Consider the following 16,566-nt stretch of genomic DNA (forward strand, 5'->3'; position numbering starts at 1 on the left):
TCTCTATTTTCAGCGCGGCTTCTTGGCTCTATCCTTTATGCAGCAAGCATTATAGGTACGTTGTCACCCGCTAAGGATCGAGCTTATTTGAGATGGCAATTCGCGGAGATAACAGTTCCCTCGCTTCTGGTAACTCCTGTTAGGCTGGATTGAGGTCGGCTTCTGCTTGGAGACTCACTCATGATAAATTCAAGTTTCTTTAAACATCAAAATACATTCATAATTTTCTAAATTTTCTAAATCGAGAAATCTGTCAACTTGCAAAGTTCCTATTTGTTCAAATCCCTGTTTTTGGTGAAACATTAGGGAACGAGTATTAGCTATTGGCTGGGTAACAATAAACAGCAAAATAAATGAATTTGGAAAAACTTGATAAATTTCTTTATACATAAATCGAGCAGCACCTCTACCCATCCAATCTAACTTAGTTGCTACTCTTTCGAGATAAAAATGCCGATCGCTGGTGACTCTTTTCTTAAAACCCTCATCTTTCCAGATAATTTTATCCAAGATTTCATCAAATATTTTGGGTTGTGATATAGCCACAAATCCCAGAATTTCCCCATCGGTTTTAGCTGCCACAAAATATCTGCATGAATTATTTAAGCTTTTGACAATCTCATCTTCAGTAATTTGTGTTAGTAAAAAGCCGCGCTCGATCGACGTATTTTGACTGCGCGCATGAGAATTGTGAATATTGACGATCGCCTGTATGTCCTCTCCATCGGCTTCTATAAAAGTTAGATATTCCATTGCATAGTGTGTAGGAACTCGCACAAGGAGCTTTAAGCCCCTTGCTACATGAGTAGAATTCTACCGCAGAACCCTAACTGCAACCACTCTGGGCCACATCGCGAGCATTTTCTTCAAACGCAGCCGTCAGCGCATCATCACCGCTCAAACCCGATGCGATCGCAATTGCTTCAGGATGGGCATCGGCGTAAGCCGAAACGTTGACTAAATCGGCAGCGGTGAGCCCAGGAGAGGCTTCTAGGAGTTCTGTTTAGAATATAAAACCAATCATAAAATTAATGACCACAACTGACTACACTCAACTTCATCACTTCCTGACTCGGAAACATTGGAAAGATGCCGACATTGAAACCAGACAACTAATGCTGCAAATTGCCGGGGCAGATTCCAGACAAGATCGCCTACTCACAGCCAACGACATTCAAAATTTTCCATGTTCCGAGTTAAAAAAGATAGATCGACTCTGGGTTAAAGCGAGTCGTGGACGTTTCGGATTTAGTGCGATCTCAAATCTCTATCAAGCAGTGGATGAGGATTATTTTGTCCTAGCCGATCGAGTGGGTTGGCGTAGTGAAAAAGATTGGATCGATTACGATAAAATTAATTATACTATTGATGCTCCTGTTGGGCATTTACCGATAACTTGGCTGGTTCCTACTTCATTTTGGATGTACTGGAATGCTCGCTTTGCTAGTGCTGGATGGAGGTTAATTCTCAAGCGAATAGCTGAATGTAACTTGTAAGATTTCTTCCTAATCTATCCTTTCCCCTTTCTATCGACATCAATTATAAATTCTTCGGAATGGTATTAACTATAGGATTTTTGGGCGCTTCCGTCCAAATGAGCAGTTTCTATTGCCCGGCTTATAGTTATGGTTGTGAATGGCTTTCCAATACTGCCTTAATACCATGACGAGTAAATAATTCTTGGAAAAATGACGTAATAGTTTCCTTGGCAGTGTCAAGAGCTACAAATTTTTCTCCATTCCTAGCAACGATTTCTCCTCCCCCAAACCGATATACCTCGTAACCAAGATTTCTAATTCGGCGATCCTCGGCAACCATTTCAGCATAACGAGATGGTGAAGCACGTCCGTTGTCATCTGAATAGTGTTAAATGCCATCGATTTCAATAACGATTCGAGTAGCATTAGCAAGTAATATCAGAAAGTCCATACGCTGGCGAACAAGTACCTGCTTACTTCGCTCACCCCGACTTCGTGGATCGTAATGAAGGTAAACTTGAGGCAGTAAAGCTGGTAAATTATCCTCTAGGATTGGCTTGAAAACTCTGAAATAATTAGCAAAAAAAACACGCTCAGCTTCAGATTGTAGAGATGCGTGTAAGCGGTTACCAAACTCAGATCTTGCTTCTGCATCATTACTAGGTTTCTTTGTCTGCTTACACCACCACTCAACAAGCATTGTCCATGTTAGGTTACCTGCTGGTGGTGGTTGATCGTAAACCAGGCATTTATCCTCATATCGCACGATGCGAATGTTCATATCCAAAGCATCATCGATAACGATGTCAGGCTTTAGGGTAGCGGCAAAAATAATATACTTCGGTACTCCATTTACGCCTGTCGCTCTTTTCCTGACTTTGTAAACTGGCAGTCCACCTTGTGAACCTTCTGCCCGAAGTTCAAAATCATCCTGTTGTAGCAATTCATCAAGTCGCTCCACAAGAACTCTCTGGTTCTGAGCTAATTGAACCTCAGGATGAACTAATCGCTCAACCAGTAGGCAAAATCTTTGATCTGGCCATTCTGTGAGTTTAAGTTTTCGGAAATATTGGGCAACTGAAATTCGTGAAGGCTTTATTTGCTGAGACTTTTCTCTAAAGAATAGTGGAAAGGCATTAAACGCTGTATTATGTAGATAGCCATCATCTCCAACCTCAGGCATAGAACTGCAGCCATACACAGAGATAGGAATAGCGGGATCCAAAAACTCTCTGAGTGTTAATCTTCCCCAAAAGCGAGTGTCCTCCAGACTTTCTACAATTCTGTAGCGACAGGTATTAGAAATTTGCTGAATGCCTCGGCTTTCTATCCACCAAAGAGCATCTTGAAGAAGTTGCAGGTTAGCATCTGAGGGTTGTGCACGAGTACCGGGATAAGAGATAAGCATTTGCTGTGCGACACGGATGATAGTGTCATCACTAGCTTCTGCTGTTACTTGGCGTAGATACTTATGCTTCCCACCATAAACCTCTACTTTTGGTAGTCCAAGTGTATCTTGAACTTCATGTAGTGTACTCCAAACTTCTAAGTCAGCGATAACTTCAGCTATTCTGTCTCGTAAATTTTCAAGAGCTTGTTGCACCTTTAACATTGAGGTAAGAACTTTGCTAATGTCATCAATACTATTTTAGCATCAATAAAATCCAGAAACAGGGTCTAGCCAACTATTAATTAAACTGCACCTGTGGGGTTGTACTCCATAACTTTTTCGGTAGTTTCCATCGCTCTCATAATAAGGGCAATCAAAATCGTTGTAGATATTTGTACTGCTCATTTTCTATTTGCTTTCGCAACTGTTGCAGCAGGAACAATCTGTGGGTAACTTCTTGATATTCTTCCTTAGATAGAGAACTACTTAATTGCTCCAACATGGCATCGCTTTCCTCAACAATTGCATTGCGAAAGAAGTCGCTAAGCTGGCGGCGATTGATTCCTGCTAATTCGATCACAGGAACTTCTACTGGTTCTCCATCCACTTTCATCTCCTTGATTTCAGATTTACCAATTCTACCAAACTCGGAGCGAGCTAGCCATTCGTAAAAATCGTTTGAAACCTCAATAGCTTCGGCTTCTTCTCGATCCTGCGAGTAAAATGCAATATCTAACATTAGTCCTCCTCAGATTCACAAGTCATAAATTCGCGATCGGGAATATTTTCTGCATAGGCAATGTCATTTTCATCAAACAGTTTCTTTGCTTTGTCTGTAATTTCTCCGGTAGTCAAAACGGCAGATATATTTCCTTTATTAACTATTTTTTTTGCTAAAGTCAGACCGATTTTTTTACGAGTTTTGACTTCAATGTATGGCATCCCTGTATTTTTGTCCGGTGTTTACAATTGATTGTATTTGGCATTGATTTCGCGAACTATTTCCTTGACTTGTGCTTCATCTTCTGCTCTGTAGTAAAGAATATCTCCATTCGGGTTACGGCCTCTTGTTCTTTCGCAGGGAATGCCCGCTGCTTGTAATTTATCCATAACCCATCCAATTAAATTTTTGTGAGCTTCTAAATGATAAATTAGTTCATCTTCATCAGTTTCCCATTCTTTTTCTACCATTCAATAATCCTCTTTTTATGCCACATAACAAGGGGCTTTAAGCCCCTTGCTACATGAGTATAATTCTAACGCAGAACCCTAGCTGCCGCCAATTCGGGCGACATCGCGAGCGTTTTCTTCAAACGCAGCCGTCAGCGCATCATCACCGCTTAAACCCGATGCGATCGCCCTTTCAATAGCCTGCAATACCCGCTTATAATCCCTCGGCATCACCTTCACAAACACCGGCACCATCTCATCCCACGCAGCCAGAACCTTCGATGCTTTCGCACTTCCAGTCAAATCAACGTGAGTTTGAAGCATCTGCCGCAAATCGCTAATTTCCTCAACATCCTCCAATTTTTCCAAATCCACCATCGACATATTGCAGCGAGTAGCAAAATCGCCCGCCTCATCCAAAATGTAAGCAACACCGCCACTCATACCCGCTGCAAAATTGCGCCCGGTTTCACCCAAAACTACAACTTTCCCGCCAGTCATGTACTCGCAACCGTGATCGCCCACACCTTCAACTACTGCATTCACGCCGGAGTTACGCACCCCAAAACGTTCGCCCGCAATCCCTCGGATGAAAACCTCGCCGGCTGTCGCGCCGTAAAGCACTACGTTACCGACAATCACGTTTTCCTCCGCGACAAAGGTAGAAGCTGACGACGGATACAGGATGATTTTGCCGCCGCTGAGCCCCTTGCCCAAATAGTCGTTAGCTTCGCCTTCGAGCTCCAGGGTGACACCCTTGGGCACAAAAGCCCCAAAGCTTTGCCCAGCGCTGCCTTGGAAGTGCAGGTGCACCGTGTCATCCGGCAAACCTTCCCAGTTGCGTTTGGTGATTTCGTTGCCGAGAATTGTGCCGACAACGCGGTTGACATTGGTAATCGGCAGTTTGGCCTGTACCTTTTCGCCGTTTTCGATCGCACCTTTGCACAAATCCAACAACACAGTCATATCCAGGGACTTTTCCAACCCGTGATCCTGCGCCATCTGACAATAGCGCCCGACATCCGCCCCAACCTCCGGCTGATAAAGGATTTTGGAGAAATCCAAACCCTTAGCCTTCCAGTGTTCCACAGCTTGCTGAGGTTCCAAAACATCAGTCCGCCCCACCATTTCATTCAGCGTGCGGAAGCCCAACTGCGCCATAATTTCCCGGACTTCCTGTGCGACGAAGGTCATAAAGTTTACCGTGTGGTCGGGGTCGCCGGTAAAGTTTTTCCGCAGCAGCGGGTCTTGCGTCGCCACGCCCACCGGGCAAGTGTTCTGGTGGCACACGCGCATCATGATGCAGCCCAATGTCACCAGCGGCGCCGTCGCAAAACCGAATTCCTCAGCACCAAGCAAGGCAGCAATTGCTACATCGCGGCCGGTTTTCATTTGACCGTCAGTTTCCACGACAATCCGGCTGCGGAGATTGTTGAGTACCAAAGTCTGGTGAGTTTCCGCCAATCCCAACTCCCAAGGTAAACCCGCGTGTTTGATCGAAGTCTGCGGCGAAGCGCCGGTTCCGCCGTCGTAGCCGGAAATCAACACGACATCGGCGTGGGCTTTCGCAACCCCGGCCGCGATCGTCCCGACTCCAACTTCCGACACGAGTTTGACGCTGATCCGCGCTTCCCGGTTGGAATTTTTCAAGTCGTGAATCAATTCTGCCAAATCTTCGATCGAATAAATGTCGTGGTGAGGAGGAGGCGAAATCAAACCCACACCCGGAGTCGAGTTCCGTACCTTCGCAATCCACGGGTATACTTTTTTACCGGGCAACTGTCCGCCTTCACCTGGTTTCGCGCCTTGCGCCATCTTGATTTGCAGTTCCCGCGCTTGGGAAAGGTACAAGCTGGTAACGCCGAAACGCCCGGAAGCAACTTGTTTGATCGCGCTGTTTTTCGAGTCGCCGCGATCGTTCGTCCAAGTATAGCGATCGGGATCTTCGCCGCCTTCACCGGTGTTCGATTTGCCACCAATGCGGTTCATCGCTACTGCTAGCGATTCGTGGGCTTCTTTAGAAATCGAACCATAACTCATCGCCCCAGTTTTAAAGCGTTTGAGAATAGATTCGATCGGCTCAACTTCCTCAATCGGTATCGATTCCCGCTGCTTGAATTGCAACAAACCGCGCAGGGTAAAATGCTGCTGGTTTTGTTCATTAACCAGCCCCGAATACTGTTTGAAAAGCGTATAACTGCCCTCGCGCACCGACTTTTGCAGCGCGTGAATTGTCTGCGGGCTAAACAAATGCGCCTCGCCTTCTTTCCGCCACTGATATTCGCCGCCGACATCGAGAGTATGTCCGCTGGATGGGCGGTCTGGGAAAGCGTGAGTATGGCGCAAAATTGCTTCTTGGGCGAGGACTTCGAGGCTTACGCCTTCAATCCGCGAGGCTGTCCAAGCAAAGTATTTATCGACTACGGATTTGTTTAAGCCGATCGCCTCAAAAATCTGCGCGCCGCGATAACTTTGAATTGTGGAAATCCCAATTTTCGAGGCAACTTTCGTCACACCTTTAGTTGCGGCTTTGACGTAGTTTTTGCAAGCTGTTTTGTACTCGACATTTAGCAGCAATCCTTCGCGGATCGAATCGGCGATCGTCTCAAAGGCCAAATACGGATTAATAGCGCCGCAACCGTATCCAATAAGTGTCGCAAAGTGATGCACTTCCCTCGGTTCGCCGGATTCGAGCACGAGTCCCGCCCGCGTGCGCGTTCCTTTGCGGATCAAGTGGTGGTGCAGGCCTGCAACTGCCAGCAGCGCCGGAATTGGGGCTTTGTCTGGACTGATACCCCGATCGCTCAAAATGATGATATTCACCCCGGAGGCGATCGCGCTGTCTGCTGCAGCAAAAACCTCTTCTAAGGCTTGTTCGAGACCTTTTACCCCGCTTTTGGGATCGAACAAAATCGGTAGTGTAATCGACCGGAAATTGCCCTCATTTACGTGTTTGAGCTTAGCTAATTCTTCATTGCTGAGAATGGGCGTTTTCAGTTCTATCAAATGACAGCTTTCGGGTTCCGGTTTGAGCAAATTGCGTTCAGCGCCGATCGTAGTTTCGGCAGAAGTTACAATTTCTTCGCGGATAGAATCAATAGGCGGATTGGTAACTTGAGCAAACAACTGCTGGAAGTATTCGTAAAGCAGTTTTGGGCGGTTGGAAAGCACCGCCAGCGGCGTATCCGCACCCATCGCGCCGACAGCTTCCACGCCATCTTTTGCCATCGGCGCTAACAGCAACCGCAGTTCTTCAAAGGTGTAGCCGAAAGCCATTTGCCGCTGGATCAATGTTTCGGGGTCGGATTCTGGCAATGCCGGCGCATCTTTCAGTTTGGCGATTTCGACCATGTGCTGGTCTATCCACTCGCGGTACGGGTGTTCTGTGGCGATTTTGGTCTTAATTTCTTCGTCAGAGACGATGCGGCCTTCCTCGGTATTTACCAGGAACATCCGCCCCGGTTGCAAGCGGCCGTTGGATGCAATCCGTTCCGGGGCGATCGGCAAAACTCCCGCTTCCGATGCCATAATTACCAAGTCGTCTTTGGTAACGCAGTAGCGGGAAGGGCGCAAACCGTTGCGATCGAGCACGGCCCCGATCGAAGTACCATCGGTAAATGCGATCGAAGCTGGGCCGTCCCAAGGTTCCATCAAGCAAGAATGGTATTCGTAGAAAGCCTTTTTCTCGTCACTCATCGACTCGTGGGCTGTCCAAGGTTCGGGAATCATCATCATTACGGCGTGCGGCAAAGAACGCCCAGCCAAAGTCAGCAATTCCAAAGCATTGTCAAAAATCGTCGAGTCGCTGCCTTCGATATTGATTAAATTGGGGATTTTCTTTAAGTCATCGCCGAATAGTTCCGATTCAAACAGCGATTGTCGCGCGTGCATCCAGTTAATGTTGCCGCGCATCGTGTTAATTTCGCCGTTGTGAGCGATGTAGCGGTAAGGGTGCGATCGTTCCCAACTCGGAAAAGTATTGGTGCTGAAGCGCGAGTGAACCAGGGCTAGAGCGCTTTCCATGTCTGGGTCGTGCAGTTCGGGATAGTAATCGCCGACTTGCACCGGCATTAACATACCCTTGTAGACAATCGTCCGGCACGAGAGAGTGGAATTATACCAATATGGGTCTGTGTTAGTCCTGCGGATGGCATTGTGAGCGCGTTTGCGGATGACGTACAGTTTCCGCTCAAAAGCCGCCTCGTCCATACCTGCGGCGCGCCGGAGGAACACTTGCTGCATGAAGGGTTCGCTAGATTTGGCGGTGTCGCCGAGGGACGAGTTGTCGGTGAGAACATCGCGCCAGCCCAGCACTTCTTGGCCTTCTTCGGCGGCGATTTCCTCAAAAATGCGTTTGCCGTTTTCGCGTTCAGTTTGATTTGGCGACGAGTAAATCGCGCCAACGCCGTACTCGCCGGCTTCGGGAAGTTCGATGTTGAGGGCCGCCGTTACTTTCTTGAGAAACTTGTGGGGTACCTGCATCAAAATCCCCGCCCCGTCTCCGGTGTTGGGTTCGCAGCCGCACGCGCCTCGGTGGTCGAGGTTCAATAGGATTGTCAGTGCCTGCTCGACAATTTCGTGGGATTTGTTACCCTTCATGTGTACGATGAATCCGACTCCGCAAGCGTCGTGCTCGAACTGCGGATCGTACAGACCTTGCTTTTGTGGCAGTCCGTTGCTGTTCATTTTGATGCTCCTGTCAAAGTGGCGAAAAGATGTTGATCTAGAGTAGAGGATGGGATGCCGATCGATCTAGTATCATGTATTATATGTGGATCTACTCAATTGGGTAGAGCTACCAAAAAATCCAAACTTATTCGATCCGAGTAAAAAAATAGTTAAAGCCGATAACTTAACTATGGAACCCGGAGGTTAAAGATTTATACTTAAAGACTCTTCAATTATTAGCGTATCTCCTGAAATTATGGGTGGAACTCCAGTATTTGCTTGTACGAGGGTTCCGGTACAAACACTTCTAGACTATCTAAAAGCAGGAGAATCCATTGATGATTTTTTAGATGGATTTCCCACTGTAACTAAAGAGCAAGTTATCGCGTTGCTGGAACAGGTATAAAAACAGCTCGTTGGCATGGTAGCATAACGCATTAAGCTTCTTTTGGATGAGTGTATAGATCGCAAATTTGCCCGATAATTTGTTGACTATGAGATAAAAGCAGTTCCACAAAAGGGATGAGCAGGTGTAAAGAATGGTCAACTTCTTGCACTTGCAGAAGCAGATTTTGATGTTTTCATCACCGTCGATCGCAACTTATCATTTCAACAAAATTTACCACAGTTTGATATTGCGGTAATTGTTCTACAAGCACCATCTAATCGCTTGGCAGATTTGAAGCCTTTAGCTTCAAAAGTTTTAGCGATTTTAGCAATGGCAACTACTGAACAAGTTACGATTGTCAGTGCATAGTTTTAATAAATACGCTCTATGGAGTTATTCCCAACTACTCAATCCCCGATCGCCAATCAACTCTATCATAACTTTATCGCACTGTTAGTCCGACTTTATCCTCAGCGTGTGGGTGACATTCTCCACCAGCATTTTGCCGACTAAACAGCAATGAGTATTTCTGAAAAATTGCAAAAAGTCGCTCGACTCAAAGCCTGGTTAGATAGCTTTCCGTCGCTTTCTTGCACCCTGGTTGCAGAATTGAAAAAACTCTATAGCAATCCTTGCAGGAGTCGTAAATTTTTGACCCCACCCCAACCCTCCCCCGATCAAGAAGGAGTAAGAAATTCACAAATGATTTAGGATGGCTATAGGACGTTCGGTTTACTTATCACTGCTTCACAAAACTTATCCAAACTTATTCAAGTCTAACTATTCTACCACTTTTCATACCAGAGGGTGTCTAACCAGATGCTAGAAGTTTTGCAGCAGCAGTCTCAAGAGCTGGATTAGGATTCACCTTTAATCAATATTCAAGGACTAGCGCCGTTTCTATGAAGATTTGATGTAGATTGGGGCGATCGATCTAATAACAGGTGACAACACCTATGTTGGTTTTGCTATGGTTGTTAAGGCAAGTCGATCGGGCTGAGCACAACTCTTGCAAAACTCTACAGTCGGCTAACCAGTCCCCGCAGGTGGGCTTCGATTTTAACTATAGATTAGTTAATCTCAAAAAACAACGTCGTTTACCAAAGGATTCAGCAAGCAATCCTCAAGGAGTGAAAATCATGGTTCAGATTCAAGAAATTTCTCAAGTATCTACCCTGCACGCACCTGCAGCACCCAACGGAATAGCCGCTACAGAATTGCGGCCTTGGGGCTCATTTACGACTCTAGAAGAAGGCCCAGGATATAAAATTAAGCGGATCGAAGTTAAGTCTGGACACCGCCTCAGCCTGCAAATGCACCACCACCGCAGCGAACACTGGATTGTGGTTTCAGGTACTGCAAAAGTTACTTGTGGCGAAACTGAACAAGTTCTGTTTACAAATCAGTCTACCTACGTTCCTCAATGCACTTCTCACCGCCTGGAAAATCCGGGAGTTATCCCCCTGGTTTTAATTGAGGTGCAGAATGGCGAATATCTCGGAGAAGATGATATTATCCGCTTTCAAGACGATTATGCTCGTAATGAAAAGGCTAAGTAACTCACGTTGCTAAAAATATAGGGGTAAGGTGCGCGGTCCGGCGCACTTTACATTCTCCGGGTAAGGTAGACGCCTAGGCACATTCTACATTTTCAAAACTCAACATTACTTCCGAATTACGAATTACCAATTACCAATTACCAATTACTCATAATGATTCATCTGAGCAAAACAGCAGCAACAGAAGTAACGCGCCTCAAGTCGAAGCATGCCAACCCCAATGCTTTATTTCGTCTGGGCGTGGAATCGAGCGGCTGCTCCGGTTTGTCTTATACAATGGCATTTGACGATGCGCCAGCCCCAGAAGACGCTCTATGCGAGTCGGAGGGAATTGAAGTTGCGATCGACCCCCAGCACTTAAAATATCTCAATGAGCTCACCTTGGATTATTCAGAAGACTTGATGGGCGGAGGTTTCCGATTCCACAATCCCAATGCCGCCCAAAGCTGTAGCTGTGGCAACTCATTTTCTGCCAAGGAATAATCAATATGATGACAGTCAAAGACTTAGAAAAAGTCCAAAAAACCTTCAAAGAAGCCGGTCAAGACTACCAAGTTGAACTAGAAAGCGGGAAGATTATCATTGTGGGCCCGTCAGACATTGTATCTAGTGAAATTGGCATTCGCTTGAGTGCCTTTCTCTTCGTTTGGGTGAATCCCCGCCGTTTGGGTCGAGTTTTTGACTCTGCAGGCGGCTTTATTTTACCTGATGCTAACCTTACAGCACCTGATGTTTCTTTTGTCCGAGCCGCACGTCTCAGGCAAAGTCCCCGTTATTTCGCAGAATTAGTCCCAGACTTGGTAGTAGAAATTAAATCACAGAGCGATCGCATTAAACCGCTAGAAAAAAAAATTCATAATTTCCTAGAACTCGGAGCGCAAGTAGGAATTTTGATCGATCCAGATGAAGAAACTGTAACAGTTTATCGTCAGGAAGGTGAACCGATTGTGTTGGGAAATGAAGATATTTTGACTGTCCCCGAACTTTTCCCTGGTTGGGAATTGCCAATTCTTGAACTGTGGCCGCCAATTTTTACTGAAGCAGAAACTCAAACTGAAGCCTAATAAAGTTTATGCAGGTTTTAGATGGCCAGAAATGCGAAAAGCCTCTCTTCTCTTCCTCTGTGTCATCTGCGCTCTCTGCGGTTAAATAATTCCTATGCAACCGTAAACGATATGAGTGCAATGGAAAAGCTTTCAATCAAGCTGGCGTACCGAGAATAATCCACTGCATTAACTGCTGCCACTCCGGAGATTGAGCTAATAAATCTGCATCGAATTCATTTCCCGCATCCTGCGAAAACTCGGCGAAAGCTTCCGCCCAATTAATTACTGTTTCCACAGGCAAATAAGGCGTATAATTCCAAGAACGCTGCAAAAACTCTACCATCTCAACAGAATGACCGGTGCGGTATAAATACCAAGCAATCCAAACTAAGGTACTGTACTTGATTTGCTTTTCCAACAAACGTATTTTATCCGGCAACTCGGGGCGGGCAAAAAAATTGTCCATTACTGCGGCGAGGGATCTAGCCTGCGGTAAACCTTTGTACATGGCACTTTGTTCGTGCTGGCGGTAGCAAACAGTTACTTGTTGCAACCACTCTGCTTCGCATCCCATTAAGGCTAAACGCAGCACTAAATCTGTATCTTCCGCCGGGGGAAATCGAGGATCAAATCCGCCGGCGCGCTCTAACCACTGACGGCGAAATACCATTGCGCTGGGTAAGACTGGTTTCCACCGCAGCCACATTTCTAAGTCTAATTTAGGGACATTTTGCCAGGGTTTGACATCTTTTAGCGGTTCGCCTATACTATTAACTAGACGCCAGCCACTGTGAACTATTCCTAGATTTGGTCGCGCTGCAAATACAGCCATTTGTGCTGCTAATTTGTCGGGAAAAAAGTAGTCGTCAGCATCAAGAAAAGCTATAAATTCTCCTCGGGATAGCTCGATGCCGCGATTTCTGGCAATCGAAACTCCTTGATTTTGTTGGTAAATGTAGCGAATTCGATCGCCATATTTCTCTAAAACTAACTTGGTATCGTCTCGGGAGCCGTCGTCTACGACAATAATTTCCCAGTTAGCATAGGTTTGGTGCAGAACGCTATCTACGGCTTGGCCGACGTAAGCAGCGCAGTTGTAAGCCGGAATTACTACGCTCACCTGGGGGGTGCGATCGATCGTAACATTACTCATAATTAATTATCTTAAATTCGATTGCGCCTCTATTTTACAATGAGCTTAGGGTGCGTCAGGAACTGACGCACCCTGTAAGGGCTTCTTGTGTTCATTAATTTGGGGTCAAGAATTTGCCAAGGAAAGTTGGTGCGAGTTCAGTAAATCATGGGGGCGAATTGCCAAAGGGTAGCGATCGCCTTTTACCTTCAAATACTTGTCAGCTATTTGCAAAACCTGTTCGGGATTAGCTGGCTTGCTCAAAAAATCCGAAGCACCTGTCAATTTCGCTCGCGTGCGGTCAATTATACCGTCTTGACCGGTCAAAAATACGATCGGAGTTTCCCGGAAAGCCGGTGTCTTCCGCAAAAAATTGCACAAAGCAAAGCCACTTGTCTTCGGCATCACCACGTCCATAAAAATTAAAGCAGGCTTTTGTTTGGCGAGGATACCGACTCCCTGCATTGGGTCTTGAATTTTTAGGACTCGATATCCCTCCGGCAACAAAATTTGCTCTAAAAATTCGCATACTGTCGGACTGTCATCGATACAGGCAATCAAAGGGCGACCAGGCCCTGCAATAGCTGCGGCCAGGCGCCACTGTTCTATAGGCGACGGCAAGTCTGGTACTGTTCGGAAATTTACTAAACCCTGTTTGATGTAATTAACTAAAGCGCGAGTTGCCACTGTCACGCACTGCTTTTTCTTAAATGCAATATCCCAAAGAGTATTCTCGCCGTTGAATACGTTACCCAAAGCGATCAAAGAATTAGAACTAAATCGATTTTGCTGCAACTGAGCCGACGCTTTTAAAAGCGGTGCTTGTTCTGGATCTACCAGCCACAAACCCATTGCTTTCCACTTCTGCCAAATTTCTTCTGTACAACACAGAACTTTCTCTACTTCTGTTAAAGACAGCAGCAAAGAAGAGGTAATTGTAGAAAAATATTTCTGGGACGGACGCCACTCCCGGCGCAAACCCGATTGACCGATCAGAGCAAATAACACTTCGGAAAGACTGGTGTGGACGATCGCCCTAGCTTGTTCCAGACTCATTTCGCTGGCTGCTATCCCTCGCTGAAGCAGTTGATATTCCCATAGTTCTCCAGCATCGAGGTCTCTGAGATCCACATGAAAGTTTCTACAGTGTTGCCCGATCGCCCTGTACCAGCGCCTCGATCTGTGGGACCCTCCCGTGGCATAAACCAAACTACCCTGAAAAAAGTAAAGCTGCCACTGTTGTTCCCCTTGCTCTAACAGCAGTTTCCCCGTTGCTTGTTTCTGGCTGAGTACAGCCAGAGTATGGGACAACATTTTGTATCCGATTGCGGTAGCAGACATATCAACTCGCATCCCCTGTACTCTGTTTGTACCATTATATAGCTGCTGAGTTTTGAAAGATAACAGTGATATTACTGAATTTGGCTTAAAAAAAACCACTAATTATGCGAATTTAACCCCATCAGGGAGTGATTCCCCTCGGTAGTTTTAGCCAGTAGGATGCCACGCCTATTTGCACTATTAACTAATCACTAAAATCCAGCTTCTAACTAATAACTAATTGCCCTCGCTATCTTTGGGAGGCACTGCATCGTAACCCCCTGGATGAAAAGGATGACAGCGCAAAATCCGCTTAACTGCCATCGAACCGCCTCGGGCGGGCCCAAATCTTTCTATTGCTTCGATCGCGTATTGCGAACAAGTTGGCTGAAATCTACAGGCGTTAGGCAGGTAAGGAGAAATCCCCATTTTGTAACCTCGGATTAATCCGATCAGCAATATTTTCACAATTTTTACCTCAGCGATTAATTAGATTAATAGCAAAATCTCGTCCCGTACCGCTGTAAGCTAGGTGAATCGAAGGCATTCTCAGCATTTAAACTTCCGCTAACTTTTCCAGTACCAATTATACCTATTTTCATTTTTATTTTAGATAGCTACAGCACAATGTGAGGAGATAATATGGTACTTGTCTCTGAGTTCGCTACTTGACCGATACCTAAAAAATTACCGTCTCGATCGTACACCTGCAACGGATAGGGAGGTTGGGGTATTGGGTTGTCGGAGGGATTGTTCCTACTGTCCTCCTCTCCCCCGATCGGTGTTTCGGGAATCGGGAGGCGCTGTCCTTGAAACCAGCGTTTGGTATATTCAGGGGAAAGGACGATCGCCCCTAAATGCCCCAAAACCGCCGATGGCAAAATCGGGCAGAATTTATTTTCCTGCAATAGCAGTTCCAATTGTTCAAAACTGAGGCTTTCCTCGATCGAAAAACCGCTACTTTCGGTGCGAGTCAAACAAGCCAAAGTGCCGCCTGTATTCAACACCGCACCCAAATCCCGCGCGATCGCCCGAATGTAAGTACCCGCCCCGCAGGCGATCGACAAGTCCAATTCAGGAAAATCCCCCGGCCGCCAATCCAATATTTCCAGCCGGAAAACCTCAACATTTCTAGCAGCAACTTCCACAGTTTCGCCTTTTCTAGCTAACTCATAAAGGCGTTTTCCTCCCACCTGCACCGCACTAAAACTAGGTGGAAACTGCTCAATTTTTCCTATAAATTTTGGCAGTGCAGCTTGCACTTTTTCCAAACTCAACTCTGGCACCGATCGAGAATGGATAATTTCTCCTTCTAAATCGTCAGTAGCGGTAGTTAAGCCAAACCGAATCGTGCCTCGGTAAGCCTTATTGTGTTGGAGATATTGCAGCAGTCTGGTTGCTTTACCCAGGGCGATCGGCAAAACGCCTGTCACAGCAGGATCGAGGGTTCCTCCGTGTCCGACTCGCTTGAGTTTCAATAGCCGACGCACTCGCCCCACGCAGTCGTGAGATGTCATGCCTGCAGGTTTGTTGAGATTGAGAAAACCGTCAGTAGTCATTAGGAAGAAGGAAGAAGGAAGAAGGAAGAAGGAAGAAGGAAGAGGGAAGAAGGAAGAAGGAAGAAGGAAAAAGGAAGATGAAAAGTTTTGAGATTGCTTTCCTTCGCATCGTGAAAGCTAACGTTATTCGCAACGGGAAAGCGGTTTTGAGTTAAAAAGTTTAACATTCAAAACTTAAAACTACAAAGTACCCGCCAGCCTAATTATCAATTCCCAATTCCCAATTCCCCATTCCCCATTAAAGAATAAAGTCTGCCTGAGTGATAGAAGCGCGGGCAACTCCGAATAAAGTAGCCAGAGTTTCCTTGGTGCTTGTAAGCTGAATAATTGTACTGGGGGAAGTTCCGGCCCCAGCAGAAATGGTGAGTGCGCCAAAAGTAAGGCCGGCAGCCAAGCGAATTTGATCCGTACCATCAGTAAAATCTGTAATCACATCAGCATCTGCCTGACGCCCGATCGCAAAAGTATCGTTTCCGACGCCGCCAGTTAAAGTATCTCGCCCGCGATCGCCCGATAAACAGTCATCGCCGATGCCACCAAACAGCGAGTCATCGCCGGCACCCCCAAAAAGCGTGTCATCGCCCGCGCCTCCCAACAAAGTATCGGTGTCTTGGTTGCCAAACAGCAAATCATTGCCATCGTCGCCCAGCATAGAGTCAGAACCTTTGCCGCCGTAGAAAGTATCGCCGCCGGCGCCACCCAAAACGCTGTCGCGGCCGGCACCGCCGAACAGCAAATCATTCCCAACGTCGCCCAGCAGTGAGTCATCGCCGTCGCCACCGTAGAGGGAATCGTCTGCGCCTAAGCCCAAAATGCTGTCAGGGCCACCCAAACCAAATATCAAGTTAGCGCCCGC

The 16,566-nt window shown here is 46.4% G+C and carries 17 protein-coding genes; 6 read left to right on the top strand and 11 right to left on the bottom strand.

Translation table 11 applies throughout. The annotated features are described in order from the left end of the window. Positions 1 to 189 precede the first annotated feature (189 nt). Positions 190 to 777: a GNAT family N-acetyltransferase gene (locus QUA38_RS19425; protein ID WP_333164611.1), complete on the bottom strand. Its 588-nt coding sequence runs from the start codon at positions 775 to 777 to the stop codon at positions 190 to 192. A gap of 254 nt (positions 778 to 1,031) precedes the next feature. On the opposite strand from QUA38_RS19425, the gene QUA38_RS19430 reads away from it, so the two are divergent. Next, positions 1,032 to 1,496 carry a GUN4 domain-containing protein gene (locus QUA38_RS19430; RefSeq protein WP_333164613.1) on the top strand — a complete coding sequence of 155 codons (465 nt, stop codon included), beginning with the start codon at positions 1,032 to 1,034 and terminating at the stop codon, positions 1,494 to 1,496. Positions 1,497 to 1,866: 370 nt separating this feature from the next. Here QUA38_RS19430 and QUA38_RS19435 read toward each other — a convergent pair whose 3' ends face one another. The 5 genes from QUA38_RS19435 to gltB form a co-directional block, all read right to left on the bottom strand. Then, the gene (locus tag QUA38_RS19435; protein ID WP_333164616.1) at positions 1,867 to 3,090 is read right to left on the bottom strand and encodes an AbiJ-related protein; all 1,224 of its coding nucleotides are present in this window, start codon (positions 3,088 to 3,090) and stop codon (positions 1,867 to 1,869) included. A 151-nt stretch (positions 3,091 to 3,241) separates the two neighbouring features. After that, the gene (locus QUA38_RS19440; RefSeq protein WP_333164617.1) at positions 3,242 to 3,607 is read right to left on the bottom strand and encodes a hypothetical protein; all 366 of its coding nucleotides are present in this window, start codon (positions 3,605 to 3,607) and stop codon (positions 3,242 to 3,244) included. After that, positions 3,607 to 3,810, bottom strand: a complete 204-nt coding sequence (locus QUA38_RS19445) for a hypothetical protein (RefSeq protein ID WP_333164620.1) — start codon at positions 3,808 to 3,810, stop codon at positions 3,607 to 3,609. Before QUA38_RS19445 ends, QUA38_RS19440 begins: the two co-directional genes overlap by 1 nt. A gap of 21 nt (positions 3,811 to 3,831) precedes the next feature. After that, on the bottom strand, positions 3,832 to 4,059 hold the full coding sequence (locus tag QUA38_RS19450; protein WP_333164623.1) for a hypothetical protein: 228 nt from the start codon (positions 4,057 to 4,059) through the stop codon (positions 3,832 to 3,834). Positions 4,060 to 4,137: 78 nt separating this feature from the next. Beyond that, positions 4,138 to 8,724: a glutamate synthase large subunit gene (gene gltB, locus QUA38_RS19455; protein ID WP_333164625.1), complete on the bottom strand. Its 4,587-nt coding sequence runs from the start codon at positions 8,722 to 8,724 to the stop codon at positions 4,138 to 4,140. A gap of 217 nt (positions 8,725 to 8,941) precedes the next feature. On the opposite strand from gltB, the gene QUA38_RS19460 reads away from it, so the two are divergent. The 5 genes from QUA38_RS19460 to QUA38_RS19480 all read left to right on the top strand — a co-directional run bounded on the left by QUA38_RS19460 (position 8,942) and on the right by QUA38_RS19480 (position 11,717). Next, a complete protein-coding gene (locus tag QUA38_RS19460; RefSeq protein ID WP_333164647.1) occupies positions 8,942 to 9,112 on the top strand; it encodes a DUF433 domain-containing protein in 171 nt (56 codons plus the stop codon). Positions 9,113 to 9,481: 369 nt separating this feature from the next. After that, positions 9,482 to 9,607 carry a hypothetical protein gene (locus QUA38_RS19465; protein WP_333164628.1) on the top strand — a complete coding sequence of 42 codons (126 nt, stop codon included), beginning with the start codon at positions 9,482 to 9,484 and terminating at the stop codon, positions 9,605 to 9,607. A 626-nt stretch (positions 9,608 to 10,233) separates the two neighbouring features. Beyond that, positions 10,234 to 10,653, top strand: a complete 420-nt coding sequence (locus QUA38_RS19470; RefSeq protein WP_190693399.1) for a phosphomannose isomerase type II C-terminal cupin domain — start codon at positions 10,234 to 10,236, stop codon at positions 10,651 to 10,653. Between the two features lie 153 nt (positions 10,654 to 10,806). Beyond that, positions 10,807 to 11,136, top strand: a complete 330-nt coding sequence (locus tag QUA38_RS19475; protein WP_333164631.1) for an iron-sulfur cluster assembly accessory protein — start codon at positions 10,807 to 10,809, stop codon at positions 11,134 to 11,136. Between the two features lie 8 nt (positions 11,137 to 11,144). After that, a complete protein-coding gene (locus QUA38_RS19480; protein WP_333164650.1) occupies positions 11,145 to 11,717 on the top strand; it encodes a Uma2 family endonuclease in 573 nt (190 codons plus the stop codon). Between the two features lie 136 nt (positions 11,718 to 11,853). Here the strand turns inward: QUA38_RS19480 and QUA38_RS19485 are convergent, their stop codons facing one another. The 5 genes from QUA38_RS19485 to QUA38_RS19505 all read right to left on the bottom strand — a co-directional run. Continuing rightward, positions 11,854 to 12,852, bottom strand: coding sequence for a glycosyltransferase (locus QUA38_RS19485; RefSeq protein WP_333164634.1), 999 nt, complete (start codon positions 12,850 to 12,852; stop codon positions 11,854 to 11,856). Positions 12,853 to 12,957: 105 nt separating this feature from the next. Beyond that, a complete protein-coding gene (locus tag QUA38_RS19490) occupies positions 12,958 to 14,172 on the bottom strand; it encodes a response regulator (protein ID WP_333164637.1) in 1,215 nt (404 codons plus the stop codon). Positions 14,173 to 14,388: 216 nt separating this feature from the next. Next, entirely contained in the window at positions 14,389 to 14,619 is a 231-nt protein-coding gene (gene yidD, locus QUA38_RS19495) for a membrane protein insertion efficiency factor YidD (protein WP_333164640.1), read from the bottom strand. Positions 14,620 to 14,768: 149 nt separating this feature from the next. Beyond that, a complete protein-coding gene (truB, locus tag QUA38_RS19500) occupies positions 14,769 to 15,710 on the bottom strand; it encodes a tRNA pseudouridine(55) synthase TruB (protein WP_333164642.1) in 942 nt (313 codons plus the stop codon). A gap of 238 nt (positions 15,711 to 15,948) precedes the next feature. Then, a partial coding sequence (locus QUA38_RS19505) for a calcium-binding protein (protein ID WP_333164645.1) occupies positions 15,949 to 16,566 on the bottom strand: 618 nt, incomplete at its 5' end.

Origin of the sequence: Microcoleus sp. Pol12B4, from assembly GCF_036701385.1 — a bacterium.
Taxonomy (GTDB): domain Bacteria; phylum Cyanobacteriota; class Cyanobacteriia; order Cyanobacteriales; family Microcoleaceae; genus Microcoleus.

Bases quoted from the DNA above. Each gene is read 5' to 3' on its own strand.
- QUA38_RS19430 (WP_333164613.1), top strand. From the start codon at position 1,032: ATGACCACAACTGACTACACTCAACTTCATCACTTCCTGACTCGGAAA.
- QUA38_RS19435 (WP_333164616.1), bottom strand. From the start codon at position 3,090: ATGTTAAAGGTGCAACAAGCTCTTGAAAATTTACGAGACAGAATAGCT.
- QUA38_RS19440 (WP_333164617.1), bottom strand. From the start codon at position 3,607: ATGTTAGATATTGCATTTTACTCGCAGGATCGAGAAGAAGCCGAAGCT.
- QUA38_RS19445 (WP_333164620.1), bottom strand. From the start codon at position 3,810: ATGCCATACATTGAAGTCAAAACTCGTAAAAAAATCGGTCTGACTTTA.
- QUA38_RS19450 (WP_333164623.1), bottom strand. From the start codon at position 4,059: ATGGTAGAAAAAGAATGGGAAACTGATGAAGATGAACTAATTTATCAT.
- gltB (WP_333164625.1), bottom strand. From the start codon at position 8,724: ATGAACAGCAACGGACTGCCACAAAAGCAAGGTCTGTACGATCCGCAG.
- QUA38_RS19465 (WP_333164628.1), top strand. From the start codon at position 9,482: ATGGAGTTATTCCCAACTACTCAATCCCCGATCGCCAATCAACTCTAT.
- QUA38_RS19470 (WP_190693399.1), top strand. From the start codon at position 10,234: ATGGTTCAGATTCAAGAAATTTCTCAAGTATCTACCCTGCACGCACCT.
- QUA38_RS19475 (WP_333164631.1), top strand. From the start codon at position 10,807: ATGATTCATCTGAGCAAAACAGCAGCAACAGAAGTAACGCGCCTCAAG.
- QUA38_RS19480 (WP_333164650.1), top strand. From the start codon at position 11,145: ATGACAGTCAAAGACTTAGAAAAAGTCCAAAAAACCTTCAAAGAAGCC.
- QUA38_RS19485 (WP_333164634.1), bottom strand. From the start codon at position 12,852: ATGAGTAATGTTACGATCGATCGCACCCCCCAGGTGAGCGTAGTAATT.
- QUA38_RS19490 (WP_333164637.1), bottom strand. From the start codon at position 14,172: ATGTCTGCTACCGCAATCGGATACAAAATGTTGTCCCATACTCTGGCT.
- truB (WP_333164642.1), bottom strand. From the start codon at position 15,710: ATGACTACTGACGGTTTTCTCAATCTCAACAAACCTGCAGGCATGACA.